This is a genomic window from Leptospira sarikeiensis (assembly GCF_004769615.1).
Lineage (GTDB): Bacteria > Spirochaetota > Leptospiria > Leptospirales > Leptospiraceae > Leptospira_B > Leptospira_B sarikeiensis.
On record NZ_RQGF01000009.1, the window covers coordinates 139823 to 165883 of the forward strand.

Annotated in this window: 23 protein-coding genes and 1 pseudogene; 11 read left to right on the forward strand and 13 right to left on the reverse strand. The window is 41.3% G+C overall.

Going from position 1 to position 26061, the window contains the following annotated elements; all coding sequences use genetic code 11:
- Positions 1-36 precede the first annotated feature (36 nt).
- From EHQ64_RS03745 to EHQ64_RS03760, 4 genes are all read right to left on the reverse strand, one after another.
- Positions 37-513: an acyl-CoA carboxylase biotin carboxyl carrier protein subunit gene (locus tag EHQ64_RS03745; protein WP_135648160.1), complete on the reverse strand. Its 477-nt coding sequence runs from the start codon at positions 511-513 to the stop codon at positions 37-39.
- Positions 510-1985: an acetyl-CoA carboxylase biotin carboxylase subunit gene (locus EHQ64_RS03750; protein ID WP_135648161.1), complete on the reverse strand. Its 1476-nt coding sequence runs from the start codon at positions 1983-1985 to the stop codon at positions 510-512. Before EHQ64_RS03750 ends, EHQ64_RS03745 begins: the two co-directional genes overlap by 4 nt.
- Positions 1982-2779 carry a 1-acyl-sn-glycerol-3-phosphate acyltransferase gene (locus tag EHQ64_RS03755; protein ID WP_135648162.1) on the reverse strand — a complete coding sequence of 266 codons (798 nt, stop codon included), beginning with the start codon at positions 2777-2779 and terminating at the stop codon, positions 1982-1984. Before EHQ64_RS03755 ends, EHQ64_RS03750 begins: the two co-directional genes overlap by 4 nt.
- 304 nt (positions 2780-3083) lie before the next feature.
- Positions 3084-4190, reverse strand: a complete 1107-nt coding sequence (locus tag EHQ64_RS03760; RefSeq protein WP_135648163.1) for an LIC11274 family protein — start codon at positions 4188-4190, stop codon at positions 3084-3086.
- 134 nt (positions 4191-4324) lie between these two features.
- Here EHQ64_RS03760 and EHQ64_RS03765 point away from each other — a divergent pair, with 134 nt between their 5' ends.
- The 4 genes and pseudogenes from EHQ64_RS03765 to EHQ64_RS03780 all read left to right on the forward strand — a co-directional run bounded on the left by EHQ64_RS03765 (position 4325) and on the right by EHQ64_RS03780 (position 8181).
- A complete protein-coding gene (locus EHQ64_RS03765) occupies positions 4325-5206 on the forward strand; it encodes a DUF2225 domain-containing protein (protein WP_135648164.1) in 882 nt (293 codons plus the stop codon).
- Positions 5207-5273: 67 nt separating this feature from the next.
- On the forward strand, positions 5274-6101 hold the full coding sequence (gene truA / locus EHQ64_RS03770; RefSeq protein WP_135648165.1) for a tRNA pseudouridine(38-40) synthase TruA: 828 nt from the start codon (positions 5274-5276) through the stop codon (positions 6099-6101).
- Positions 6102-6280: 179 nt separating this feature from the next.
- Positions 6281-6919, forward strand: a pseudogene (locus EHQ64_RS03775) (hypothetical protein); the annotation flags it as partial.
- On the forward strand, positions 6916-8181 hold the full coding sequence (locus tag EHQ64_RS03780) for an LIC11270 family surface protein (protein ID WP_135648167.1): 1266 nt from the start codon (positions 6916-6918) through the stop codon (positions 8179-8181). The pseudogene EHQ64_RS03775 and the gene EHQ64_RS03780, both read left to right, overlap by 4 nt.
- Before the next feature lie 254 nt (positions 8182-8435).
- Here EHQ64_RS03780 and EHQ64_RS03785 read toward each other — a convergent pair whose 3' ends face one another.
- The 4 genes from EHQ64_RS03785 to EHQ64_RS03800 are packed head-to-tail and all read right to left on the reverse strand — an operon-like array spanning position 8436 to position 12849.
- Positions 8436-9425, reverse strand: a complete 990-nt coding sequence (locus EHQ64_RS03785) for an adenosine kinase (protein ID WP_135648168.1) — start codon at positions 9423-9425, stop codon at positions 8436-8438.
- Between the two features lie 36 nt (positions 9426-9461).
- A complete protein-coding gene (locus EHQ64_RS03790) occupies positions 9462-10370 on the reverse strand; it encodes a 50S ribosomal protein L11 methyltransferase (protein ID WP_135648169.1) in 909 nt (302 codons plus the stop codon).
- Positions 10367-11167 (reverse strand): PrsW family glutamic-type intramembrane protease, encoded by an 801-nt coding sequence (locus EHQ64_RS03795; RefSeq protein ID WP_135648170.1) that lies wholly within the window; start codon positions 11165-11167, stop codon positions 10367-10369. The genes EHQ64_RS03790 and EHQ64_RS03795 overlap by 4 nt, the downstream gene beginning before the upstream one ends.
- Positions 11167-12849, reverse strand: a complete 1683-nt coding sequence (locus tag EHQ64_RS03800) for an energy transducer TonB (RefSeq protein ID WP_135648171.1) — start codon at positions 12847-12849, stop codon at positions 11167-11169. The genes EHQ64_RS03795 and EHQ64_RS03800 overlap by 1 nt, the downstream gene beginning before the upstream one ends.
- 114 nt (positions 12850-12963) lie before the next feature.
- Here EHQ64_RS03800 and EHQ64_RS03805 point away from each other — a divergent pair, with 114 nt between their 5' ends.
- Positions 12964-14361 (forward strand): glycine--tRNA ligase, encoded by a 1398-nt coding sequence (locus EHQ64_RS03805; RefSeq protein ID WP_135648245.1) that lies wholly within the window; start codon positions 12964-12966, stop codon positions 14359-14361.
- Here EHQ64_RS03805 and EHQ64_RS03810 read toward each other — a convergent pair whose 3' ends face one another.
- A complete protein-coding gene (locus EHQ64_RS03810) occupies positions 14362-15183 on the reverse strand; it encodes a hypothetical protein (RefSeq protein WP_135648172.1) in 822 nt (273 codons plus the stop codon).
- Positions 15184-15315: 132 nt separating this feature from the next.
- On the opposite strand from EHQ64_RS03810, the gene EHQ64_RS03815 reads away from it, so the two are divergent.
- Entirely contained in the window at positions 15316-15798 is a 483-nt protein-coding gene (locus tag EHQ64_RS03815) for a GNAT family N-acetyltransferase (RefSeq protein WP_167882347.1), read from the forward strand.
- A gap of 367 nt (positions 15799-16165) precedes the next feature.
- Here the strand turns inward: EHQ64_RS03815 and EHQ64_RS03820 are convergent, their stop codons facing one another.
- Positions 16166-18280: a sodium-translocating pyrophosphatase gene (locus EHQ64_RS03820; protein WP_135648174.1), complete on the reverse strand. Its 2115-nt coding sequence runs from the start codon at positions 18278-18280 to the stop codon at positions 16166-16168.
- A gap of 147 nt (positions 18281-18427) precedes the next feature.
- On the opposite strand from EHQ64_RS03820, the gene EHQ64_RS03825 reads away from it, so the two are divergent.
- On the forward strand, positions 18428-19609 hold the full coding sequence (locus EHQ64_RS03825; RefSeq protein ID WP_135648175.1) for a tetratricopeptide repeat protein: 1182 nt from the start codon (positions 18428-18430) through the stop codon (positions 19607-19609).
- A gap of 19 nt (positions 19610-19628) precedes the next feature.
- On the opposite strand, the gene EHQ64_RS03830 is transcribed toward EHQ64_RS03825, so the two are convergent.
- Complete coding sequence (locus tag EHQ64_RS03830) at positions 19629-20744, reverse strand: hypothetical protein (RefSeq protein WP_135648176.1); 1116 nt, start codon at positions 20742-20744, stop codon at positions 19629-19631.
- Between the two features lie 68 nt (positions 20745-20812).
- A complete protein-coding gene (locus EHQ64_RS03835; protein ID WP_135648177.1) occupies positions 20813-21241 on the reverse strand; it encodes a YbjQ family protein in 429 nt (142 codons plus the stop codon).
- Positions 21242-21809: 568 nt separating this feature from the next.
- Between EHQ64_RS03835 and EHQ64_RS03840 the strand changes: the two genes are divergently transcribed.
- The 4 genes from EHQ64_RS03840 to EHQ64_RS03855 are packed head-to-tail and all read left to right on the forward strand — an operon-like array spanning position 21810 to position 25730.
- Positions 21810-22304, forward strand: coding sequence for a DUF3015 family protein (locus tag EHQ64_RS03840; RefSeq protein ID WP_135648178.1), 495 nt, complete (start codon positions 21810-21812; stop codon positions 22302-22304).
- A gap of 10 nt (positions 22305-22314) precedes the next feature.
- Entirely contained in the window at positions 22315-22803 is a 489-nt protein-coding gene (locus EHQ64_RS03845) for a DUF3015 family protein (RefSeq protein WP_135648179.1), read from the forward strand.
- A 58-nt stretch (positions 22804-22861) separates the two neighbouring features.
- Positions 22862-24889, forward strand: coding sequence for an Lnb N-terminal periplasmic domain-containing protein (locus EHQ64_RS03850; RefSeq protein WP_135648180.1), 2028 nt, complete (start codon positions 22862-22864; stop codon positions 24887-24889).
- Positions 24855-25730 carry an alpha/beta hydrolase gene (locus EHQ64_RS03855; protein ID WP_135648181.1) on the forward strand — a complete coding sequence of 292 codons (876 nt, stop codon included), beginning with the start codon at positions 24855-24857 and terminating at the stop codon, positions 25728-25730. The genes EHQ64_RS03850 and EHQ64_RS03855 overlap by 35 nt, the downstream gene beginning before the upstream one ends.
- Here the strand turns inward: EHQ64_RS03855 and EHQ64_RS20360 are convergent.
- Positions 25727-26023, reverse strand: coding sequence for a hypothetical protein (locus EHQ64_RS20360; RefSeq protein WP_246048581.1), 297 nt, complete (start codon positions 26021-26023; stop codon positions 25727-25729). The genes EHQ64_RS03855 and EHQ64_RS20360 overlap by 4 nt on opposite strands.
- Positions 26024-26061: the final 38 nt, after the last annotated feature.

A 26061-nucleotide genomic window follows, 5' to 3' on the forward strand; every position in this document is an offset into this window, starting at 1 on the left:
CACTCATATTGAACGAGCGTATATGGAAATTTTTTATTAGCCTAAACGTATTAGGATTTGATCTTGGGCGACGATATCACCCGCATTCGAGATCACTTCCTTTACTTCCGCATCTAGGCCCGCCTTTAAGGCATGCTCCATCTTCATAGCTTCGACTACAGCAAGAGTTTGTCCTTTACGAACCGTGTCTCCCGGTTTCACTTCCATTTTAATGATCTTTCCAGGCATAGGACTCTTGATATCTAATCCCACAGAACTCGAATCGGAACTTTCTTTTCCTTTAATAGAAAATTGAAATGTTTTACCTTTCGTATGAATGAAAAGTTTTCCACTTCTCAAAAGTGCGATGGAACCATCAGGCAAACTATAAGATCCGTCTTTTTCAGGATTCCAGGAGTAATGGGCGAGAAGTGATTCCCAATTTTTTTCGGGTCCTAATAATCTAGAAGAAAATTCTCCCAAATCCAAAACGTATTCTCTTTCTTTCCAGCGGAGACGAAACAAACGGTTCAAGACAATTCTCCCCAGATCCCTTGCGGACCTACTACATCCCATATGGAGGAAGCCTTAACTGTCCGATTTGCAAGAAAAGAAGCTGTTTTCATAAGTGCTTCCTTTTCTTCTCCGGATTCTTCCCATTCTATTTTATGTTTTTCTAAAAAATGAGTATTTGTATTTCCGTTTATAAACTCGGAGTGCTCCAAGATCGCTTTCAAATAATTTAAATTAGTTGTGGGCCCGAATATAATAGTCTCTTCCAAACCGGAGATTAGATTTTTACGAGCCTCGTCCCTATTCTTTCCGATCCCGATGAGTTTCGCAAGCATAGGATCATAATACAAGGAAACTTCGGACCCTGTGACAACTCCTGAATCCACTCGGATATTTTGGATCTCAGGAAACTTCGCTAATTCTATTTTTCCGATAGAAGGTAAAAATTCATTCTCCGGATCTTCCGCATACAAGCGGACTTCGATCGCATGTCCACTCTGGGACGGAGATTTTCCGCCGGTTAGTTTTTCTAAAGAAACGCCTTCCGCAATTCGGATCTGCCATTCTACAAGGTCGAATCCGGTAACAGATTCAGTTACAGGATGTTCCACTTGGAGTCTTGTGTTCATTTCCAAGAAATAGAATGCGCCGTCTTCTCCCAAAATGAATTCTACAGTGCCGGCTCCTATATATCCTATAGAAGAGGCGGCCTTGACTGCAACATCACAGATCTTCTTCTTTATTTCAGGAGAAAGATTTGGAGCTGGAGATTCCTCTACTACTTTTTGGTGTCTTCTTTGGATGGAACATTCTCTTTCGAATAGATGGATCACATTTCCGGATGTATCCCCGAATACCTGGACCTCGATATGTCTAGGATTTATAATATACTTCTCTAAGAATACTCTTGAATCCCCGAATGCATTCCCTGCTTCTCTTTGCGCGGATTCTAACGATGGAAGGAACTCCTCTTTGGAGAATACCCTCTTCATTCCCTTTCCACCGCCGCCTGCACTGGCCTTGATCATTACTGGGAATCCGATCTTCTCGGCTTCCTTTAAAAGAACATTAGGCTCTTGGGAATCCCCTTCATAACCGGGAACTACAGGAACTCCTGCTTTCTCCATCGCAGCCCTGGAACGGATCTTATCTCCCATTAAATCCACAGTTTCAGGCTTAGGGCCTAAGAATGAAATTCCTGCCTTAGAAAGTTCTCTTGCAAACTCGGCCTTTTCGGACAAAAATCCATAACCTGGATGGACAGCATCCGCACCCGTTTCGGAAATAGCTTTCAGTATATTAGGAATTACTAAATAAGATCTGGAAGGTTCAGGCGGGCCCAGATAATAGGAGAAGTCCGCCTCTTTTACGAAAGGAGAATCCTTATCCGCATCCGAATACACCGCTACGGTTTGTATTCCGAGTTTACGGCAGGTTTTTTGGATACGAAGGGAGATCTCTCCCCTATTTGCGATGAGTATTTTTTTGATCACTTGGATTTTGCCGCAACCGGTTCTCGAACGGTTCCGATCTCTGAATCAAGAGAAATTTTCTCTTTGCTCATGGTCTCGTATAAGAAATCCCTAAAACTTTCCCAAGAATCAAAAGTCCACGGTTCATATCTTCCTATGAATTTATATCCCACTTTCGTAAACATCGGTTCCGTTTGGTATCGAGTGATCCCCGATTTTAATGCCACAACAACCGGGATCTTATTCTCATACGCAAGTTTGATCATTCCTTTTTGCATAGGCTGAATGATCTCTGAATAAGAATTATGACCTTCTGGATATACGATATAAGAAGTTGTAGAAAGGCCTTTTAATAAATTACGAACTGATACAGCTATCGTTGCAGCTTTAGAAGTTTCGAATACTTGTGAACCCATCGCCTTCATCCACCAGTAAGCGATTAAGGTTTTTTTAATTACCTGATTTGCAAGATAAGGTTTATTTATGATCAAACAATCATAAGGGAAATCGATCTCATTCACATGATTCAAGAAGATCATATGGCCTTTTTCAGGGATTTGGATCTCGTTTTTTAGGATCAATTCAGTTTTAGTCATCTTAATGACTGCAGCTCCCCAGGTCTTGGAACCTCTTAGGAATGCTGCGTATTGTTTTTCTCTTTTACCGATGATCGCGTAAAAGATCCCGGCAACCATAGAAGGAAAAGCTACAGTTAAGACCAATCTCAATGTTACAACATAGGTGCGTAAAACCAGCTTACGATATTGTGGGGAAAACCTGCCCAATCGGCTTTCCATAAACTTGAGTGGATTCATGCGAACAATGCTTTAGCAGTCCGTCGAACAAGGAAAGCAAATTCTTGGAAGGACTTTAAACGGAATATTAAGTTTTAGGAACGGTTATCACGCGGAGACGCTGAGCCACAGAGGGAAGTTTTCGTGAATGCGTTTCTTATATGAAACTCTCCGCGCCTTTGCGACTCTGCGTGAAAAAACTCAGCTCCTCTTACAACTCTGCGGCTTCTATAACTTACGACGTTCGCTTTAGGGTAAAAAGAAGAAGGCATAAAAAAACGCCGGATCCTTTTGGAAAACCGGCGCTCTTTTGAAAAAGGAATTCTTATTTGTTCGGTTGAGTAGCCGCTTGTTGTTTTCCTTTTTTGCTTCCAGGAGGAACCTTATCTCCCAAAAGTTTTTTGCGAGTGTCTGAGTCCCAACGAAGATACAATTTATTGTCGATCTCGTCGTCGTAAACTCTTCCTAAAATATCAACTGCGTCTCTACGATACTCGTCCGGAATTCTTTTATCGAATACCGGGCTCATCTTAGCATCTGCACGAACAAGCGGGTTAGAAGAGAAGTCGTAAGTAACTCCTTCTACAGAAACAACTTCTCCCGGAGTGATCTCTCCGATCTCGTTCCTGGTTTCTTCCGACTTAGCATCCGATCTTTGCAGATAATAATTATCATAAGGATACTTGAGTTTGAAGATGTTCATCGCATTGGATCTTGCATCCTTACAGAGACTGATCGCTCCCAAATACATTTCGATACGATGTTTTCTATGCTCAGGTTGGAGTTTTTGGTGTTTCTCCAAATGTTTTTCGATCTTAAGAGCGTTGTTTCTCGCTTCCTTAGCTTCTCCTAGGAATTGATACCCGAGCTCCATATTCTTTTCGATCGTGTATTTATTCACCACGTAATGGAATTCTCTTGGGTTGTACATTCTGCGAGTGAAAGGAGCTTCGCGGTTTTCTTTGATATCCGCGCGAATATAACTTGTTTTTCCGTATTCAACGGAGATATCCACAAGGGCTCTATCCGTAGGATTGTTCGGATTTTTCTTTTCGATCGCTGTTTTTAAGATTTCTTCCGTACGTTCTACGTATGCTTGAGAAGTTTCTTCCAGTAGGAGTTCCATCCCGAGTTGGGTTTCTAAAAATCTGCGGTAGGAATTTACGTAGTTTCCTTCGAAAAAGTATAATAAACCTTCTTGGTACAATCTTTTTAATTCTTTGTACTTCGCGAGCCTGTCCCCATCCGCTTGGGTCTGACCGTTTGCAGCGGCTTTGACTTCTCCCGGATAATTTTTGACGATCGGTTCGATCGCTCTTAAATATGTTAACAGCTCAATCCGCTTCTTATACGATTTCATAGAAACGGCTTCACCGTGTATTACAACTGGGGCGACTAACATCGCGATCATGAAAACGAGAAGTTTTTTCATTGGCGGACCTTTTCCTTAGCTTCTCCCTGCGGAGATCGGGTTCAACCCGAAAATCGTGCTTTTCTTCTTAGTCTATCGGTTAGAATACGGTGAGAATTGACGCTTCCGGCACGATTTTTCCGGAAATTCTTCATATGACAGCAACCGCATTAGCCCAAGGTAAAAAAATCTCGTTTCGGAACAAGGAAGACACCGTCTGCCCTATCTGTAGCGAAGTCCACCAGAGGGAAAGTATGTTCCAAGGAGGAGGAAGGCTAATCGCCGGCAAGCTGACCCAGGAATTACGTCGCTTATACGAAAAGAACAAAAAATTCGGGCGAGTTTCCCCAAATGATTACGTTCTAAACGTTTGCCCTCGCTGTCTTTATACCGCTTTTCCAAAGGATTGGTCTACCTTAGACGCGGATGAACTTATCAAATTAAGAGAATCTGCGGAAGTCAGACGTAAAAACATAGAATCCATCATGGGACCTATGGATTTCTACCAAGAAAGAAATCTGATCTTGGGAGCTGCATCCTATCTTCTCGCAATAGAATGTTATCAGTCCAGAAAAGTGACCGTTGCCCCTACTCCTAAAAAGGCAGTTTGTGCAGTTCGAGGAGCTTGGTATTACGATGATGTAAATACAGAGTTTCCTGGAATGGGCTACGATAAAATCCGCGACCTTCTCTACCAAAAGGCTGCGGGCTGGTATACCGACACAATGGAAATCATGCAATCAGGTTCCGAACCTGTGGACGCAGCTTCTTATCTGCTCGGTCCGGATACGGATAAGAACTGGGGATTTGATGGAGTCATTTATCTTTCCGCTTATCTCACTATGAAGTTCAAGGAAGAATTAGCTCCGGATCCTGCAGCAAAATTGAATCTTCTCATCCGCGCAAAAAGAACTCTTTCCAGATTATACGGTTCCGGTAAGGCATCCAAATCCAAACCATCCGTCATTATCGATATGGCAAAAGAACTCTATGATGAGTACAATAAGATCATAGAAGAAATGGGCGGAGAAAAATAAGAGAATTGTTTCTCCTTTCTCCCTTCCGAAATTTCACATTCCTTCTTTCTCTCGGAAGAGTTCTCCTATGACCGAAGATCCCAGAAACTATGCACTTCTGATCGAATTTGATGGGGGAAGTTTTTTCGGATACCAAAGCCAGAAACAATCTCCTACAGTTCAGGAAGAGATCGAAAAGGCTTTGGAAGTTCTTTTAAAAAAGGCAACTCGGATCTGGGGAGCAGGAAGAACGGACACCGGAGTCCATGCGAGAGGAATGATCGTAAATTTTAAGACGGATTCGCCCATCCAAAATTTGTCGAAGTTCCTACTCGGGATGAACGCGCTCACAGACCGGGGTCTGGCAATTCATGAGATCACAGAAGTTCCTTTGAATTTTAATTCTCAATTTTCCTGCACAGCCAGAGAATATGAATATCTTCTGGTAAACGCTAGATTTCCCCGTCCGGTTTGGAAAAACAGGGCATTCTGGTATCAACATCGGATTGACGTTTCCCGCTTAAGGGAAGAACTGGAACTACTAAAGGGAGAACATGACTTTCGGAGCCTGGCAAAAGCCACTTCGATGCGGAACCGTAGGAGCACTACCCGGGTCATTTATGATGCTACCCTTTTGGAAAGTGAGGAAGAGCCCGGACTTCTTCGCTTACGGATCAAAGCCAACGGCTTCCTGCATAATATGGTTCGGATCCTAACCGGAACACTTTTTGAAATAGCGATCGAGAAGCGCAAAGAGACGAATATATTGAAAATACTTTCTTCCAAAGATAGAACAATTGCAGGGATCACACTTCCTCCTTATGGATTGTATTTTCTGAAAGCATACTACGATTCTTTTCCACAGATAGAGCGTATGTATCAGGACAGGAAAGAATTCGGGGGAGTTCCAAGATGAAAAAGATCCTCCCTATCTTTTGCCTATTTTTTCCATTGAGCCAAGCCTTCTCCTTTCCGGACCAAGTGGATCAGAAAGCCGTTAAATACATGGGCGGCAAACCGGTCACGACTCCGATGGATTTTAATAAGATCGGAAATAGTTTTCGGAACGGAGAACTCATACTTGCACAAGCAGGAGGAAACCTTCCTTCTTCCGGACTTACACGTAGCGATAAAAAAGATTCTACCGATGACGAAGAATTAGAAGAAGAACTTCCTACATTCTATGATAATAGAAAACCGGAGATCGGAGCTTGGGTTGGAGCCTCCAATCCATTCCCAGGATCGGAAGCTCAGAAATATTTGGACACCACCTTAGGTGGAGGTTTATTCTATAGAATTCCTTGGCCTTGGATCTTTTATCTGGAAACAGGGGCTTCTTATGCAAACTATCTTTCCAGATCGGAAAGGGCTTTGACCACGATCCCAGTCTATGCTGCTATCTGTTATAAACTACCTTTAGAACTTCCGATTACCTTCATGGTAAAAGCGGGTGCGGGAGAAACGTACGTAGTCGCAAGACCTGCAAACACTTCCAGATGGAACGATACCTTGTATGCAGGATTCGAGGCCAGCTTTGTGGCGGGAAAAAAGATACGAATCGGGATCCGATTGGACTATAATAAAATTTATGAGTCTGATTTAAATTCCCCTGCGGAAACAAAATATCCTTACGTAGGTCCAACCGTGGATAACCGTTTAAATAATCCTTATTACTATAATAAAGTGGACACTGAATTTTTTCATTTCGGTTTGATGGTGAGCGTATTCCTATGATCTTAAAAACGAATCGAATTCTATTTATCAGCATTTTTACGTTCGTATTCGGTTCGGATTGTAAAGTAGGTCATTGGGAAGGAAACGCCACCGACAATCCGGTCATCAGTACTTTATTCAATAACAGAATGTTATTATTGATGAAGGGAACTTACGCTACGGATAACCCTCTTGAATTTTCAGAATATAATAATGGGACTGGGGACGCTTATAAAGATATGGCGGGGGATCCTGGATTCAACCTAAGCGCCCTACCCAAGATGCAAAATCTTCCTATCTATATCGATATAGGTGAGATCCGTATTTCTTCCAAATATCAGGATGGATTGAATAATCTTTCCCAGATCAGGACACCTGCAGCTGCCAAGGCCTTTTGGGACAACGTAGCACCAAACAGAGAAGTATATTGTACTCAACCTTATACTTTAAATTCGAATACTTGTAGGCAGCTCAATGGTGAGTTCAAGATGGTCCAGTTCTTGAACGGAGAAGGTGCTGAATTTCCTTCCAATGATCCGACCTCGGGAACAAACACAGGCCAACCGAGCCAATACTACTATACCGGAACTTATATCCGTTCTTTGGTTACAGGCTGGGGAAATTCTCCCGGCGTAGATCTGACTAAGGTCACTTTTTTCGATAACTATGGAGTATACGGTTTTAATATAGTTCCAAGGCTTGCATACGCTGCAGGGACCACCGATAAATCAGGCTATCCGTTAGTGTTCCCTCTTCTGTATTCGATCCAACCGGGTGAAGACGATATGAACTTTTACCCAGGTTATGAACCTTATATTTTCGAAGTAAGAATGAACCTTAAGGAAAATCTAATGGTTCATTCCATCAAGGCTGCTGACGGAAGTACGGCTGCCACGTTAATTTCAATCAGCGACTGGAAAGTGAATCATGAAGGACAGTCGGATATGGGCGGTGGTATTTTATCCAGGTCCAGAACGATTTATCCGAGCGATGCGTCTTCTCTTGCGATCACCGGCGGCGCCGGAAATTTAACTCATTACTTTGCGGTTTTCAGAGTGAATGAAACGAATATCTTAACGAAATTACCTTTAGCTGCTACTCCGGCGAGAAATGGAACTGTTAAAATTAAATATATCAATCCAGGAACACATAAGCTCTATTGCCTTGCTGATACTGGTAACCTGGACGGCTTTCCGGATACGATCGTCGGAACTCCTATAACATTCTCCGTTCCAGATAACGGGAACATGAATACGATAAACTTATCCTACTCTTGCCCTTGAGTTTTAAGTTCGCACTGAGCACACGGAGAGCACAGAGCAATTTCACGCAAAGCTGCGGAGTTGAATTAGCAGATATTAAATCGGTTCCCGAGTGAAATGAGCAAAGCGAATTTTGTATAGAGGGTACCTAATAGAAAACACATCTATATTACGGCCCTAACTTCGTGACGCTTCCGCGCGATACACGCTTCGTGCACTCAGGGACCGACATATACGTTTAGCCCCTCAGTGGCCTCTGTGCGAAATAATTAAGTTTAACCTAGTATTTCTTCCTGTCTGCCCATGAGTCTGACGGAAAGTCTTGGACCTATTTCCTGAACGATCCTGGAGGCTACGTAATTTCCCCATTTCGCGGATCTTTCCGGATTGAATCCATGAGTCAGTCCATATAGAACTCCGGCAGCAAATGAATCCCCGGCTCCGGTCGTATCCAATAGTTTTTGGACTGCAAACCCGCTTACATGAGAAATAGTCCCGTTTTCGGAAACATAGGCTCCATTAGAACCGTCTGTCATCATTACGTTCGGACAAAGTTTAGAGACGAACTTTAAGGCCTCTTCTTTGGACTCACTTGCGGCAAGTGCCTTGGCTTCTTCTGCATTACAAAAAACTAAATCACAATAATCCTTGGTGAGCCTGAGAAAATCTTCCCTGGAACGATTCACACAAAAAGGATCGCTGAAAGTAAAGGCGACCTTTACCCCAGCTTTTTTGGATTCTTCCATTGCAAGCACACATGCTTCCTTGGTAGAAGGGCCGTCCCAGAGATATCCTTCTACATAGCTGTAGGAAGATTTTTTCAATTTATCCAGGTCCAAATCGTTCTTTGTTAGAGTAGTGGAAATTCCCAAATGTGTCAGCATTGTCCTTTCCGCATCCGGAGTGGTCAAGATCACACAGGTCCCTGTATGTCCTTCTTTGGAAGGGGGAACTTCGAATAAGATCCCTGCCTTTTCCATGTCCTGTTTGTAAAATTCTCCGTAAGTGTCTTCGCTTACTTTTCCGGTATAAGTTCCAGTCCCTCCGGAATTTGCGAGAGCGATCATAGTGTTTGCCGCACTTCCTCCGGATCTTAATTCTTTTTTATGTCCGTCCAGGGTCACAAGAACTCCACCCTGAACTTCAGAATCCACTAGGGTCATGATCCCTTTGGTCCAACCCATTTTTTGTAACAAAGAATCCTCGACAGGGACTAAAATATCCACGAGTGCGTTCCCTATCCCGAATACGTCGTAATGTTTCATTTTTTCTCCGATCTTATATATTATAAAAACTAGATATTATTTTCTGATCCATTCGATCAGTTCCCATCCGTTCCAAGATGCCTCATAGACGAGTTCACCGCCGACCTGGGAGGACAATAATTCCAAAAATTCCTGTTTTCTCTCGGTAATCACACCGCTGAAAAGATAATGATCCGTATGTAAGGCTGCGATCTTTTCCATATTCGCCTTTAAGACTGCAAAAGTGATATTCGCAACGCATAGATCGAAAGTCTCGGAAGAAACTATAGGATGATCGAATCCTCCTTCTTCCACCGCTAAAAGTTCAGAGGAGATCCCATTCTCATCTCGATTAAACGTTGAAGAACGTACCGCATTAGGATCTATATCCACTGCGATGATCTTTGCAGCATCCAATTTGGCCGCTGCCACGGATAATATCCCGGATCCGGCCCCTATGTCCGCGATCTTCTTATTCTTTAAATCGATAGAACCGAGCCTGGATAGAACAAGCCTAGTCGTCTCATGATGCCCTGTCCCAAATGCAAGTCCAGGGTTGATATATACAGGAACAGAACCATTCCCGTCGGAGGGACTTTTTTTCTCCCAATCTTCTTTTTCCCAGGTAGGAACTACCCAAAATACTCCTATGGAAAAAGGTTTATAAAATTCTTTATAAGCTTCTTCGTATTCTTTGGTTTCGATCCATCTGGATTCAGCAAATGAATTTTCCGCAGCGACCGTTTGCAAATACACCCAGATTTTTGCTTCTGACTGAATATCATCTTCTGCCAAATAAACTCTGATAGGAGTATTGTCGGAAATGATCTCTTCTCCAGGCTTTCTGGGTTCTTCTCTATCGAATAATATTTCGTAATATCCAGCAACCTGCCATTCGTCTAGGTATGCCGAGAATTCCTCCGCGAAATCTTTCGGGATGGAAACTTTGATCTCTTTGTATTTCAACGGATTATCTCTGGTTCACTTGGTTTTAATACTTCCGGAGAAGATTTAGTTTCCTTCTCTATTTTGAAAAGTTCACCTTCGCTCATATAGATCCTTCTATCTCTTACGATCCAAACCCAGATCCCAACGAATAATGCAGTCGCAGCCCAGTAACCGAATCTTCCGATAGGTATCACGAAAAAATCGAAAAGCCCGTGTTGGATCACAGCAAGCAAAAATGCAAAAAATATGTACCAATACTTGTCTGGAAATTTTTTCTTATTACTTTTTATCAAGAACATTGAGAAGCAAAGGTTAATGAGCAAATGTGCATTAGAAGATTTTAAAGTTCTCAATATAAACGTTTTATACACATTATCGAAACCTTGGCCGCCTTCGTTCGCAAGAAAAATATAATGATAATTTTCTATTCCGGCGAAGCCCAAGGACACAAATCCTCCGACCAGAAAAGTTTCAGGAAGGAACACTTTCAATTTCCAATCGTAAGATAAGACTAATGCGAGCATTAAGATCAGAAGTGATTTAAATAACTCTTCTAACATTCCCGCTTTCACAAATGCCATAAATGCGATTTCTGAAAGAATATGTTTGGAAACCTTCGTTTTGATATCTGCTTCCGGCCAAAATAGAGCATTTGTCTTTAAAACGAGTTCAGTGGAAAGCCATCCAAGCAGTAATGCAAAAAGTATAATGAATATGATCCGATTATCCCTGCCTGAATTTGGCTGGGTATATACTAGGAAAAATCCCCATGGAAGAATACTGATTACAGCAAAAACAAGGATGAATACCTCCATTATAATTCCTCCATATAACGGCCGTCGAACATATTCACCAATTCCTGTTGCATCGTAGTGGGCATCGCCTTTGCATCCAAAGGCCCGTTCCAGAAAAGTTCCGTAACTCTAATATAACCTTTCGTACCCGGAGGAGGCATGAGAGGAGTTAAATTTTCTATCAATTCTAAAGTGCGTCGATCTTGTTCCGGATAAGAAGAACCTTCCACGAGTTCTACATCCACAACTTCCCCATCCGGAGTAATTGTGTAAGCGACTACACAGGAATAATTCTGAGGAGCACTTCTCCAATAATCCATGAAAGACTCATAAGTCCTCATTTTCGCGGAGATATAATTCGAATAGGTAGCAGGTAATTTTTTACCTTTGATCCGCTTTACCTCTCCCTTTACTCTTCCCTCGTCCGCAGGTTTTTCATCCGGGACCTTTTCTCCCTCGTTACTATTTGGGGTGTCCGTTCCTGTAATCACTCCCCCGTTTAATCCTTTTACTTCGTCCGGAAGATTCGGATCTATAAAATAGAATTCTGCATGATTTTCCGGCTGAAAATGTTCCGTAGGCCTAGACTTATTTTCGGATTTTTGGAAAATGATAGTGGTCGGCATAAAAAGAACGAGTGCGATGATCACTAAATGCGCGAGAACACTAAGAGCAACGTTATTCTCAAATCCAGGAATTAGACCGAATAAAGGAGTTTTATTATAGAAGGATCTTCTAAGCAGCCATCCTGAGAATAAATTCACTAAACTTAATATTCCAAAGATCGTGATCCAGATCCAAATAGAAGACGCGACGTCAAAAAACTTTTTGTCGGAGATCCCAGGTTTCAATCCCAGACTCGCCAAAAAGCGGATCCCCATTGCAGGTTCTATCCAGGAAAAGAAAAATGATGCGAATAATAAAAGACCGAGTAAATACACGAATAGGATCGGAAATCCCTTCCATACATGTTTCGTGTAAATATGGCCCCAGCCAGGAAGAATGATGTCCCTGATCTTCGCATTCCTGCGTTTTCTTTCTGCGGCCTTCGTATTTTCATTCTCTAATGCAAAAGAATCCTTACTTTGTTTGATAAACCATGCCCAAGGTTTCCGAAATAAGAAGAATGGTTTTTTACCCGAGAAAAATTCCACGAGCCCGATCGTAGTAACGAAAAAGATCCAGATACTTTCTGAAAAAGTGGAGAAGGTGGACAACTTTGCACTGAAATCATCCGAGTAAGTCAGATAATTCGTAAATACCACAATACATAAAACGATCAGAAATACTAAGACCGGATTTAGGATCAGCGGTTGTGGCTCGGAAGGTTTTAATCTTTTTCGTACGAACTTAGCTTGTAGGAAGAAGATCGCGAGCCCAGTGAAAAACATCAGGCCTAAGACCAATAGCCCAAACATACTTTTCTCGCTCGGATCCACAAGGATGAACCGAGAAAAAAAATCTTCTAAGCTTGGAAAGAATAAGAACAGAAATTCTAAGGAGAATAAGAAGGTTCCTAGAATCACCTGCAATAGAATGGAATGAAATGCAGGTCTACGTACACGATCCTCTTTCGGAAAAAGGAAAATGACACCTAGAGGGAAAAAAATCCCGAACCCGATCATCGAAAGTGGTGAAGCCCAGGAAAGGAAATTGATCCCCCGGAAGACCAGTTTTTCTTTTTGCGAAATTTCCTTTTTCATCCGAACATCCTTGTCCATTGGACCCTAGCTCGTTCCGGAAGCAAACAAGAATTGGCCGAAATTCCCGCGAATTTAATACTTTATCATGAATCCTACTCGAGAATCCTTGGACCTATGGAGAAAAAAGAAACCTTAGATTCCTCTCTCAAAGACATCGTGTCGGTTTGTAAAAGAAGAGGATTTGTTTATCCCGGATCTGAAATTTACGGAGGTCTTTCCAACACCTTCGACTACGGCCCTTACGGAGCCGAACTTCTCCATAACTTAAAAAGACTCTGGTGGAAACATTTCGTTCATCTAAGGGAAGATGTTGTGGGTCTTGACTCTTCTATCCTACTCAATCCTAAAGTTTGGGAAGCGTCCGGTCACGTTTCCAATTTTAACGATCCTCTTATCGATTGTAAAAATTGTAAAACAAGGATCCGCGCAGACAAATTTTTGGAAGATCAGAACGGAGAAGGCGCGGCCACAGGACTTACTCTGGAAAAAATGAACGAGGTCATCAAGGCCGGAAACTTTGCCTGCCCTACTTGCGGGAATCGTGGTACATTTACGGAAGCGAGAGACTTCAACCTGATGTTCAAAACTTCTCACGGGGCTTCCGCAGAAGATTCACAGGATATCTATCTTCGCCCCGAAACCGCCCAAGGTATTTTTATCAATTTTAAGAATGTAGTATCTACTACCAGAAATAAGATCCCATTTGGGATAGCTCAGATCGGAAAGTCCTTCCGAAACGAGATCATGGCCAGACAATTCGTATTCCGTACTAGAGAATTCGAACAAATGGAAATGGAATTTTTCTGCGAACCCGGAACTCAGAAAGAATGGTTCTCTCATTGGGTGGACTATTGTTTAAAATTCCTGATCGATCATGTGGGTTTAAAAAAAGAAAATCTAAAGATCAGAGAACACGCAAAAGAAGAACTTTCTTTTTATAGCGAAGCTACCTCAGATATCGAATATAAATATGGATTCGGCTGGGGAGAACTCTGGGGAATCGCTTCCAGAACCGATTATGACCTTGGCCAACATGAGAAATTCTCCGGAGAAGATCTGAAATACCAAGACCAGGTCGCAAATAAAAAGTATGTTCCGTATGTTGTAGAGCCTGCATTAGGCTTAAATCGACTCTTCCTCGCAACCGTTTCGGACGCTTACGCAGAAGAGAAATTGCCTGACGGTGAGACAAGGACAGTTCTTCGTTTTTCCCCTAAAATCGCACCTGTTAAGATCGGTATCTTCCCTCTCATGAAAAAAGACGGGCTTCCTGAACTTGCAAAATCGATCTATAACGATCTATCCGCTTTGGGGAATATGGAATATGACGAAGGTGGAGCGATCGGAAAAAGATATCGCAGACAAGATGAGATCGGAACTCCGTATTGTATCACTGTAGATTACGATTCTTTAAAGGATCAAACAGTAACCGTAAGAGAAAGAGATAGTATGTCCCAAGAAAGGATCTCTATAAGCACTCTAAAAGCTTACTTCGCAGATAAGATACTTTAATCAAGGTTTGTAATTCCGGATATCGTCCCTACATTCCTGGCCCAAGATCAAAGAATTCGTGCTGGGACTGAAGGTCTCTACTTTGGTATCGCTTAGTGCCCAGAACATTCCACAGGATTCTTCCGTGCAATGATTTCCGTGTTCCTTGTCTTGATGAGAACTATGTAAAGGGATCCCTGCGTTCACAAGTCCTAATGCGTGGCCTAGTTCATGGGTCACGGTCATTTGTTCCGCCTTCTCCACTTTATCGGGAGAAATTCCGGAATCGAACTGATTCACCATATCCTTGAATACAAAAACCACAGGAGGACCTATACCGAAAACTCCCGAAATCGTGACCGCAATCACTCCAGGTGCATCCGCCATTTGCCCTTTTAAATATATGATAAAAAAACTTGTAGATTGAAAATCGGAGGCTTGCCTTCTATATCGAGGGACCAAATCCAAAAGTTGGTTCACACTCCAAACGGATCTACCCTGGCTTGGGATCTGTGTCATAGAAGATAGATCGTTCGGAACGGAAATAGAAACCGTATATCCTCGATCTGCAAAAACATCTTCCAGATTATTTTGAACAACACTCCAGATATCGGAACCACCGATCGTAAAATTCCCGGTAAAAGGTTCTGCGTCAGGTTCATAAGCGATTTCTAATCCAGCCGATCTGACGCTAGAAAAATAAACCGCAGATCTGTCAGGATCCGACAAAATTAAATAATCCAGAGCAATGTATCCGAGTACTGCAGGCGGAAGTTCTGATTTATGATTTTCGCAATTGATGATAGATAAAAGCGAAAGGAATAAAACTACACGAAAGATCATTCAGTGCCTTTGCTAAGAATAACAACCGGAATTGTTTCTTTTTTTATATATTTTAAAAAAGAGACGAAAACTTTCTCTGTTCTAACTGAAAAATACTCCTCAAACTCCAATTGTTTGAAAAGTCTTATTTTAATGTCCCAAAAAGTTTTAGAGATCCGTCCCATTCTCCCCCAAAATAGGGAGGAAACCATAGAGTTGGTGAATCAATTTTTTAGAATGCTAAATAAAATGCCCCTGGATGGGATATTCAAGATCCGCCCGAGAGCGGCCGCTAAAATGGTGGATGTGTATCTAAAACTTAGGGGAACGGACAAAGTCCTTTTTATAGGCGGATTTTTAGAAGAAGAATTAGTGTCCCTATTAATCGCAAGAATAGAAGAAAAACCGTATTTAAATGAAGAAAAGAATTTATTCATCGATCTGGCAATCACCAAACAAGGCAAAAGAAAATCGGGATTTATGAAACCTTTGGTAGATGAAGCGTTCCGATTTGCAAAAGAAAACGCGATCTTAGCGATAGAATTAAGAGCAATCTCCGAAAACGAAGGTGCCGTGGAATTCTGGAAAAAAATGGGCTTCGATCCATTCTACATAAGATTCAGAAAATTAGTTTGATAGAAAATATTCTCACGCGAGAGCCGCTAAGGCGCCGAGTTAATTTTCCAAATTCCTAACTCTGTGATCTCAGTGAACTCTGTGCAATTTTTTGATTCGCACGGAGAACACAGAGATATCTTCGTAGGAACTCCAACAAGATCTTCTCTTTCTTCGCGTGAAAATTGTTTTAAAAGTTTTTTAATTTCACGCGAGAGCCGCTAAGGCGCCGAGTTAATTTTCCAAATTCCTAACTCTGTGATCTCCGTGAACTCTGTGCGAAACTTTTTTGTTCGCACGGAGAACGCAGAGAACACTGAGATATCTCCTCAAAACAAAAAAGGGACCCTTTCGGATCCCTTTTCTTAATTTAGAATTTGAGTAATTCTTATTGGAATAAGCGAAGAAGAACTCCACCGTGTTGAACAAAGAATTCTGCAAACACTAGGCTTGTGATCGCCATCAATTTAATCAAAATATTGATCGAAGGACCGGAAGTATCTTTTAAAGGATCACCAACGGTATCTCCTACAACTGCAGCCTTATGTTGGTCGGAACCTTTTCCACCAGCAGCTTTTTCGATATATTTTTTAGCGTTGTCCCAGCCACCACCGGAGTTAGCGGAAGAGATCGCAAGAACCACGCCGGCAACTAATGCTCCAGCAAGAACACCTGCCAAAGATTTAATACCGAATAAATAACCTACAATGATCGGAGTAGTAAGAACAAGTAATCCAGGAAGGATCATTTCTCTAAGAGCCGCAGTGGTAGAAATGTCCACACATCTCTTATAGTCAGGCTTCGCCTTACCTTCCATAATTCCTGGGATCTCACGGAATTGTTTTCTAACTTCTTCCACCATATCAACTGCAGCTTTACCTACAGATTTCATAGTAAGAGCAGTGAATACGAAAGGAAGCATAGCTCCAAAAAGTAATCCGCCGAAAACTTCCGCATTTAGAATGTCCAGACCGGTTGTTTTTGTTCTGGTGATGAATGCCGCGAATAGAGCAAGAGAAGTTAAAGCAGCAGAACCGATCGCGAAACCTTTTCCAATCGCAGCAGTAGTATTTCCAGCTGCGTCCAAGGTATCTGTACGATTACGAACTTCTTTTCCAAGCTCAGCCATTTCAGCAATCCCGCCCGCGTTATCAGAAACAGGGCCGTAAGCATCGATCGTAAGACCAATTGCGATAGTAGAGATCATTCCAAGAGCAGCGATCGCAATCCCATACATTCCAGCTAAAAGATTCGCAGAAACGATAGTGATTACGAGTAAAATAACCGGGATCACGGAACTTTGATAACCTAATGCAAGACCGTAAATGATATTGGTAGCGGCACCGGTTTTAGATGCATCCACAACTTCTCTTACAGGCTTATAAGAATGAGAAGTATAATACTCAGTGATGAGTCCGATGAACATTCCGGAGAAAAGACCAACGATTAAGGAAATGAAAACATTCCATTTAGTGATCGTTTTTCCAGCGATCTCGAAAGAATCCACCATGTATGCATCAGTTACGAAATACATAGCCACTCCCACAAGAAGAGTAGAAACCCAAAGTTGGATCTTCAGGACCTTCTCCACATTTCCACCTTCTTTCACAGAAGCGATAAAGGAAGTTAGAAGAGAAGCTGGAATTCCGAATGCGGAAATCAGAAGTGGATAAAGAAGAGCGTCAGTGTTTCCGGACAATGCAGTTGCAGTAGCACCGATCACAAGAGCAGCACAAGTTGCTTCTGCACAGGATCCGAATAAGTCGGCTCCCATACCTGCAACGTCTCCCACGTTATCACCTACGTTATCTGCGATAGTCGCTGGGTTTCTAGGATCATCTTCAGGGATCCCTTTCTCCACTTTACCGACTAAGTCGGCTCCTACGTCAGCAGCCTTAGTATAAATTCCTCCGCCCACTCTTCCAAAAAGAGCGACTGCGGAACCACCTAAACCGAAACCTGCAAGAGCTTCCATGAGGAATAATGTGCTAACGTTTTGGAAAAGATGAGTATAGAGTAAGAAAAGCCCAATCATTCCTAAAACCGCAAGGCCAACAAGACCGAATCCCATCACTGCTCCGGAATCGAAAGCGACTCTGAAAGCTTTTGTCATGGAGGTTTTAGCAGCTTGAGCGGTACGAACGTTTCCTGCGGTTGCGATTTTCATTCCGATAAATCCGGAAAGGCAGGAAATAAGTGCTCCTGCTACGAAAGCGATAGCAGTAAACAACCCGTCGTTAAAATCCGGGGTTTCCGGATTGTCCAAAAGGAAGAAGATCAAAACGGCCATAAAGGCGATGAAGAGAGAAATAGTTTTGTATTCCCTCACGAGAAATGCCATTGCGCCTTCGGAGATAGCGGACGAAATTTCGATCAATTTCAGGGACTCTTTGTCCTTTCCGCCCTCGGTTCCGATTTGGATCCTGGTGACCTTTAATGCGTAAACTACGGCGGTCAAAATAGCCAGGAAGGCAAAAGCCAGAATAATGGTTACCGAATTCATTTCAGGGAAACCTCTTGTTTTTTTTTAAAATTTCCGATGGTTTAAAAAGATGGGATCCGTGTTTATCAAAGCTGTGAGAAGAATTGCTCCGGAAATCCGAGCCGTTTCTTCCAATCGGGTGCTCCTGTCTAAAGGAGGACGCCCAGAATGAGACGAACACTGTCCATTTGGTTCTTTCTAGTTATTTGCACTATAAAATCGGTCCTGGCCTTGAGTTCAACCTTTTCTTGGGAAGAGCTGATCCAGCAGGCTTCCGAAGAGGCTTTGCGAGGAAGATACCAACAAGCCCTGGAAAAATTACAAATCGCCGACGAAACCGGTGAGCCTCGAGACTTCCGTTATTACTGGATCTTAGGCAAAGCCCAACATGGAAAGGGAGAAGAATTAGAGGCCCTCAAAAGTTATGAAACAAGCCTAAGACTGAATCCAGACCAAACAAAACTTCTCCAAGAAATGACGGATCTATACGACTCTCTTAGATTTCCGGATAAGGCACTAAACACTGCTCGGGTACTTTTAGCAAAGGATCCGGAGAATAGAGACCTAAGATACAAAACTCTTTTATGGTCTTCTAGGATCGGAGATTTGGAATATTTTAGAGCCGGATTACAAGAATTAGAATCATCTAACCCATACCAAGCGGATGAGGCAGCTCTCTTAGATGAGATCTCCAATTTTCAAAAAACAGGAAAAATAGAGGATTCAATCGCAAGATGTAAACGGTTCCTCCCCTATTTTCCAAGAAATAAAAACCTACATAGGCTTTGTATACTTTCCTATAAATCCAAGGACTCAGGTCTTTATGAAGAAGGTTTACTTCAAAGAGCGAATATATTCAGAGAAGAACCTATCTTTCATCATATTCTAAGTATGGAATATCTGGATCAAAGAAGATTTTTGGAATCCGCGGCATTGGGTAGAAGAGCCTTACTTCTTTCTCTACGAAAAACTCTTTTCCCGGAAAAAGATTACCTTCTTCCTTTAAGAAGATATTATATTCAGATCGGTTCCGATCCTGGGATCTTAGGAACGGAACTTTTAGAAGAAGTCATTAAGAACAGAAAAATATTATCCGTAGAAGAATGGAATGTTCTACTAAAACATTCTTCTTTCAGTTGGGAAGTCCTCGTATTCGCTCTCAGATCCATTTCTGAAACCGAACCTGAAGAAAGAGTTTGGATCATTTCCAAAGAATGGAAAGAGATGTATAAGAATTTAAAGGCCCAAGAACTGGAAAGAGATCTCTCTAAATATTCGGGGCCGTATAGTTTAGACAGGACTTTTAAATTTTATCTGGAAACTGGATATTCTCTTGCGGAAGCGGAATGAATCCGGTATTAATTAGATATCATTTCTTTTCAATATTTAAGATGATCCAGTCCAGAACGGACAAAAAGAGAGCCGGATCCCTAAATTTTAAAAAATAATGGTCATTTCCCCAAAGAGGAAGAACATCGCCACCTTTTTGGAGAGAATCCGGTAATAAGGTTAGCCCATCATTTGGGCCAATGATCGCGAGTTCCGTAAAATTAGGGAATCCTCTAAAGGAAACATGCCTCGCCATAGGGATCCCAATAATGTTCAAAACATATAATGAATTTGGAATATTAACATCTGCATCCAAGGGAGCCTCTTCACCTCTCCTAAGATCGAACAAGGAGTCGAATCTGTATCCATAAAGAGGGATCCCAATCCGCAAAATAAACCTTTTTAACCAAGTATCTGTTCGATTGGTCATAAGCGGAGTGCCTTTTAGCAAGCCTGCAACGTTCAACCAAGCCTTAACTTTTAAAAAATAAGGCTCTTTCCCGCATTTAGAAACAGAATATTTAAAATCGCTTCCGCCCTTGCTTGTAGAATATAAGATCAAAGTTTCGCTTCGATCATAGTTCTTAATAAATTTACAGATCTCATTTGCATTCTCTTCCAGAGTACCTATCTGATCTATATCTATATTTCCATTAGGGATCCCAGCCTGTTTCAAAATTTCCCTTACAGGTCCCCCGTCCGCGCCGGTTACCGGATTATCTTTATAAAACATCCCCGGAATAATCCCTACAAAATAATTCTTACGAACGGAAGATGCTTCCGAAGAAAGTTTTTCCTTTTTTCTTTTTGCCAAAAATTGTAAAATTTTCGAGGAGATTGGTTGGTTTTCCCACGCGTGATAATAGGAAACACTCAAAGAGTCGACTGAGTTGCCTCCTTTTAAAAGACCTTGGAGAATATTGGAATCTATAGACCAAGGATCGGTATTCTTAAAAAGAGTGGATCCTGAACTTAGATCCTCTAGATCTTCTTCACATAGATGATCTAGACTTTTCCAAGTTTTGTCGCAAGGAGCATTGGAAATATTCGGCTTAAATTCAACAAAAGCTTCGTTCGCACAGAAGCTAAATAATAAAGGAATAAATAAAAACGAGATCAGCCTGAATAAATAAGGCTTCGCTATAGTTTGAAACAATTTTGTAATATGTAAAAAAGGAATAAAGGAAATTACCCAAACAGGAAAATCCTGTTTGGGTAAAAGAATTACTTCTTAGGAGTTCCGCCGATAGTAACAGCTTCTCCGGTAACACCAAAATGAGTGATCGCAATTGGTCCTAAGAACGGAATTAAGATCGGAAACTTAGAATATCCGTAGCGAACGTTGATAACCGCGTTGGATCCCAATTCTTTCGCTTTAGCAACAAGTTTATCGTTCAATTCTTTTGCAAGTTCATCAGTCTCAGGAGTACGAGCAGCAACTCCTTCAGGTCCGGCTGCATATACAGATAAACCGAAAGTAGCTGATCCAAGGCTTGATTCGTGAATTGTAATCGTCCCTTGGCTAGTGTATTGACCAACGTTAGAACCAGTTGTCACAAGAATAGAAGTAGGGTGTTTAACAGCATAGCTGTACAGACAATTCATAGAGAATGCTGCAAACGCTGCTAACACTAATACTAGTGATTTTTTCATTGAGAGATTCCTCAAAATTTTGATTGGAACAAATAAGTCTGATGGAAGAAATACGTCAACCGATATTAAAAAAACAAAATCTGCTTAAAAACTTGATTTTTTACAAAAAAAGATGACTGTAACGACCGCAAAATTGGATAGTTTAATGTCTCTGTCCTACCCTAAATGAGATAGATTGTGGAAGTTTTAGCGCATAAAATTCTACCAAAAACAGAAACACTTCATTTATATTATATTTTCATAATATAATATAAATCTCAAACATACATTAACAAAATATGATGCATTTGCATCGACACAAGGTCCCGAAAAAATAAAACCCTCCATCTCGTGGCCTGGGACATTTTTTGCGAAATATTCCGAAAGAATTAGTTCAATGTAGCAAAATGAACCATAGGCTACCCTTCTTTCTTGCCCTGAGAAAAAGGATAAAAATTGTTCCGATAAAATCCGATCGATTTCTTGGAAAAAACTTTTTTTTTAAGCGTACCCTATTTGGGTGATTCTTGTTGACATTCCGTTGAATCGTAATTTTATATTTCCGAAAAAAAGAAGGAAAGGTTTATTTATGAATAAAAAACTTCTAGCGATCGGGCTAGTAGGACTATTTAGCCTAGCTTCGGGAATTTCGGTATCTGCTGCAGATTACGGCGTTTCCGGTTGCGGAATCGGCGCCTTATTGATTAAAGACAATAAGACGTTCCAACAAGTTCTGTCTGCAACTACGAACGGAACTTCCGGAAACCAAACATCTGGAATTACAACAGGAACCTTAAATTGTACAACAGACGGTTTGATCAGTTCTACAAAGACCCAAGAAGCATTCGTAGCGCTCAACTTCGAATCTTTGGAACAAGAAATGGCAAACGGTAAAGGGGAAAGATTAGAAGCTCTTTCCGGATTATTAGGCTGTTCAGGCGATTCTACAGTCGAATTCGGAGAGTTGACTAGAAAGAATTATTCTTCCTTGTTCCATAAAGAGGCAACTCCTTCTTCTTTACTCGCCGCTGTAAAAGAAGAGATCAAATCCGATGCGAAACTTTCTCGCAGTTGCAATATTTAAGGAGAGCATCATGAAAAAGTATTTTGCATTAATCATATCGATCGCAGTCATTTCACTCTCCGTTCCTGGACAGGTTTCCGCTAAAGACGGTTATAATGTTGCCGGATGCGGGCTCGGAGCAGTGGTAATTCCTGCTAACAAAAAAGTGGACCAGATAGTTGCTGCCACTGTTAACGGATGGAGTTCCAACCAATCTTTCGGGATCTCGACTGGTACTCTGAACTGCAAAACGGACGGATTCGCCCAGAAACAAATGGAACAACAGATCTTTGTTCATATGAACTACGAATCCTTAGAGCAGGAATTCGCGAAAGGTTCAGGTGAAAAAATGGTCGCGTTCGCTTCTCTAATGGGATGTTCTGATCTGGAAACTTTCGGAAAAGTGGGAAAACAAAAATTTTCCGACCTATTCGATAGCAATACCCCGGATTCGTTCCTGGAAAAAATGAGATTCGAAGTAAATAATAACTCCGAACTTGCAGGATCCTGCAAGATCTAAACTTTAAATTATCCACCTTCTCCATACGAGAAGGTGGATCTCATTCACATATATAAGTTTGCCGCTTAAAAAGTTTTATTTTTTTATAATATTCTTCAGTCTAGTTTCTCTCACAAATCCGATACATTCGGATGGCTCCGATCGGATCCAAGAATGGGAAAATAGCGCGATCTCCCAAAAACTCTGGGAAGATAGATATTGGATATTACTCGTTCATTATATTCAAACAAGTTTCGGGGATTGGGTCAGCGAGGCGGATTCCCCTTCCTTTTTCCTTTCCGAACAAGGCAAAAAAAGTCCGAAAGAAGAATTACTCGCGAGCCTAAAAGCGATCTTAACGGAAGACTCACCTCCTCCAGGAGATGAGAATTGGATGCATCCTATTTGTAAATTTCCGGAAAGAAAACGTTGGCTCCAAGAAAGACTTTCCATACCCGAAGAAAATTTTCCGAAAGCGGATTGTTCCAGATTCAAGAAATGGTTTTCTACTCTTAATCCGAAGGGAGCAAAGGTAGTATTCGCTTCTTATTATATGAACGCTCCTGCATCCATTTTTGGCCATACTTTACTTAAACTAGATTCGGGACATCCAGATCGAAAAGAAATATTGGAATATTCCGTAAATTATGCGGCAAACTCTGATCCAAATTCCACGAATGTTTTCATTTATTCAGTATTAGGATTATTCGGAGGATATCCGGGTAGTTTTTCTCTATTTCCTTACTATATGAAAATTTCAGAATATAATGATATGGAAAGTAGAGATCTTTGGGAATACGAATTGGATCTAAACCAGGACGAGATCAATCGAATGACAAGACATCTCTGGGAATTGGGCTCCGCAACGTTCGACTATTATTTTTTGGATGAGAATTGCTCCTACCATTTACTCTCATTGATCGAAGTCGCGAGGCCAAAATTATCTTTAAGGAATAAGGCTCCTTTTGTTATTCCGGGAGATACGATAAAGAAATACTTAGAACAGGAAGGATTAGTGAGAAAAATTCACTATAGACCTTCTCTCCATAGTAAGATAGTCCAAAAACTAAGGACCATGAACGAGGAAGAAAAAGAACTTTATAAAAAAATAATCGAAGATGGGGACGTTTCCCAATTGACCGATACTAAAGTCTCGGATCAGATCAGGGTTCCATTATTGGCTGACACGATCATAGACTCCTTTCGTTATAAAAAATCGGAAGGGAAATCGACAAAGGACTCGGATCAAAATTATCGAAAATTACTTTTATATAGGACAAAACTTCCTACAAACTATGACGAATCCGGATTTCTTCCGGTCACTCAAAGTCCACATATAGGACATGGAAGTTCTGCGCTCTATAACGAGGTAGGCTCCTCCAATCTCGGGAACTTTTTAGGATTCGGATACAGAGCGGCAGTTCACGATCTTTTAAATACGGATACCGGCTACCCGCCCAATTCTTCCGTAGATTATTTTTCTTTGAAGGCAAGGTATTATCAGGATTCCAAGAAACTCCATTTGGAAGAATTTCATTTGGTCAGGATACTTTCTTTGACACCGTATAATTCTTTAGGAAGATCCATGTCCTATTTTGTTGATTCAGGCGCAGACTCATCTGTTTATGAGAAAAATCTAAGCAGAGAGAAAAAAGCTTTAGAGTGGATGGCGATCTCCCAGCCGGATAATCTAAATCTTCTCGCTTATCGATATAATGAATTTTCCAATCTCGAAAAATATGAAAGAATAACGAATGCGAATTTAGAAACAACATTTGGGTATAGTTTCCAGGACGAATTTTCAGAAGGACCAAAACGGTTTTTATTCTCCATACAGGCCGGAGCAAAATTAAGATATAATGGAAAATACGATACGAACGCAATACTAGCTCCTCAGGCGGCTTTATACTGGATCGCGAACTTCGGTTCCTTTAAAGCGGTTTTATCTGCTCATTATTATGCATTCTCGATCTATAATGTACATGATGATTATAAGGCACAATTGGGGCTCAGATACGCTATACAAGTAAATCATGAATTACGATTGGAAACAAAAGCACAAAGGAATTATAATGAAGTCAGCTTCTCTTATGTTTATCAATTTTAGAAAATTAATACAGTGTATCCTACTTTCCATTCTGGTACAGAAATGTTCCGCACTTTTGTTCCAGCCTACTAGAGAAGTTTATGTTCAACCTGAAAAGATAGGATTTAAACCCGAAAAAGTCTCACTCAAAATGAAAGACGGCACAAGTATCAAAGTTTGGATCTTTAAACCTTCCGGGGAAAAACCTAAAGCTACGATCCTTCAGTTCCATGGAAATGGAGAGAATATGTCCAGTCATTACTTGAGTTTAGTATGGTTGGTCAAAAATGGATATGAATTGGTAACCTGGGATTATAGGGGTTACGGAGAATCCGGAGGAGAACCGGATAAAGGTTCCGCGATAGAGGACTCGAAGGAAGTCTTAAAATTTCAACAATCTAGGGCAAAAAATGCCGGGATCCCATGGGTAGTGTACGGCCAAAGTTTAGGAGGAGCGATCGGGTTATTTTCCGTTTCTGAATTGGAAAATAAAGACGGCATAGCTCTGGTTGTCGGTGACGGGACATTCGCATATTATTCTCATGTTGCGAAGGCTGTGGCTGAAAGAGTTTCCTTCTTTCCAATGGATCATATCGTAGGATTCTTTTTTTCGGATTCATATAGCCCGGGAGATACGATCGATAAGATCTCACCGGTGAAATTACTCATAGTTCATGGAACTGCAGATGAGATCGTATCTTTTCCGAACGGGATGGAATTATTTCAGAAAGCAAAGGATCCTAAAATTTTTTGGGAGATCAAGGGAGCGGGACATTTGGATTGGATGGATATGGGCAGATCGAATGGGGCTAAAAAATTTCAGAAATATTTGGATGAACTAATTTCTCACTGGAACTCTTAATTTTTTTCAAGGCGATACATTCTTTCTCCTTCCAATAATATTCTAAGAGCTTCTTCCGCATTTAGATCTTTGATAAATAAGTCTGGTAAAGAAAAGGCTCCGGTGCTAAAAAGTTGCAAAGATAAAAAGGTAACCTTTCCTTCTTTCGCATAAAAAACTTTTTCGAAATCTTTTGATCGAATAGAATAAAACCCTGGTTGTAATTCCAAGATCCTGTATTCTCCCGAATCCAAATGAAAAGTATTGTATAAGACCTGACTTCCTTCCTTAAAAGAACCTGGAAACCGAAACAATTCTACCTTAAAGGAAAATACGGACTGCCCGGGCATTG

Bases quoted from the DNA above. Each gene is read 5' to 3' on its own strand.
- EHQ64_RS03755 (WP_135648162.1), bottom strand. From the start codon at position 2,779: ATGAATCCACTCAAGTTTATGGAAAGCCGATTGGGCAGGTTTTCCCCA.
- EHQ64_RS03760 (WP_135648163.1), bottom strand. From the start codon at position 4,190: ATGAAAAAACTTCTCGTTTTCATGATCGCGATGTTAGTCGCCCCAGTT.
- EHQ64_RS03765 (WP_135648164.1), top strand. From the start codon at position 4,325: ATGACAGCAACCGCATTAGCCCAAGGTAAAAAAATCTCGTTTCGGAAC.
- truA (WP_135648165.1), top strand. From the start codon at position 5,274: ATGACCGAAGATCCCAGAAACTATGCACTTCTGATCGAATTTGATGGG.
- EHQ64_RS03780 (WP_135648167.1), top strand. From the start codon at position 6,916: ATGATCTTAAAAACGAATCGAATTCTATTTATCAGCATTTTTACGTTC.
- EHQ64_RS03785 (WP_135648168.1), bottom strand. From the start codon at position 9,425: ATGAAACATTACGACGTATTCGGGATAGGGAACGCACTCGTGGATATT.
- EHQ64_RS03795 (WP_135648170.1), bottom strand. From the start codon at position 11,167: ATGGAGGTATTCATCCTTGTTTTTGCTGTAATCAGTATTCTTCCATGG.
- EHQ64_RS03800 (WP_135648171.1), bottom strand. From the start codon at position 12,849: ATGAAAAAGGAAATTTCGCAAAAAGAAAAACTGGTCTTCCGGGGGATC.
- EHQ64_RS03805 (WP_135648245.1), top strand. From the start codon at position 12,964: ATGGAGAAAAAAGAAACCTTAGATTCCTCTCTCAAAGACATCGTGTCG.
- EHQ64_RS03810 (WP_135648172.1), bottom strand. From the start codon at position 15,183: ATGATCTTTCGTGTAGTTTTATTCCTTTCGCTTTTATCTATCATCAAT.
- EHQ64_RS03815 (WP_167882347.1), top strand. From the start codon at position 15,316: ATGTCCCAAAAAGTTTTAGAGATCCGTCCCATTCTCCCCCAAAATAGG.
- EHQ64_RS03820 (WP_135648174.1), bottom strand. From the start codon at position 18,280: ATGAATTCGGTAACCATTATTCTGGCTTTTGCCTTCCTGGCTATTTTG.
- EHQ64_RS03825 (WP_135648175.1), top strand. From the start codon at position 18,428: ATGAGACGAACACTGTCCATTTGGTTCTTTCTAGTTATTTGCACTATA.
- EHQ64_RS03835 (WP_135648177.1), bottom strand. From the start codon at position 21,241: ATGAAAAAATCACTAGTATTAGTGTTAGCAGCGTTTGCAGCATTCTCT.
- EHQ64_RS03840 (WP_135648178.1), top strand. From the start codon at position 21,810: ATGAATAAAAAACTTCTAGCGATCGGGCTAGTAGGACTATTTAGCCTA.
- EHQ64_RS03845 (WP_135648179.1), top strand. From the start codon at position 22,315: ATGAAAAAGTATTTTGCATTAATCATATCGATCGCAGTCATTTCACTC.
- EHQ64_RS03855 (WP_135648181.1), top strand. From the start codon at position 24,855: ATGAAGTCAGCTTCTCTTATGTTTATCAATTTTAGAAAATTAATACAG.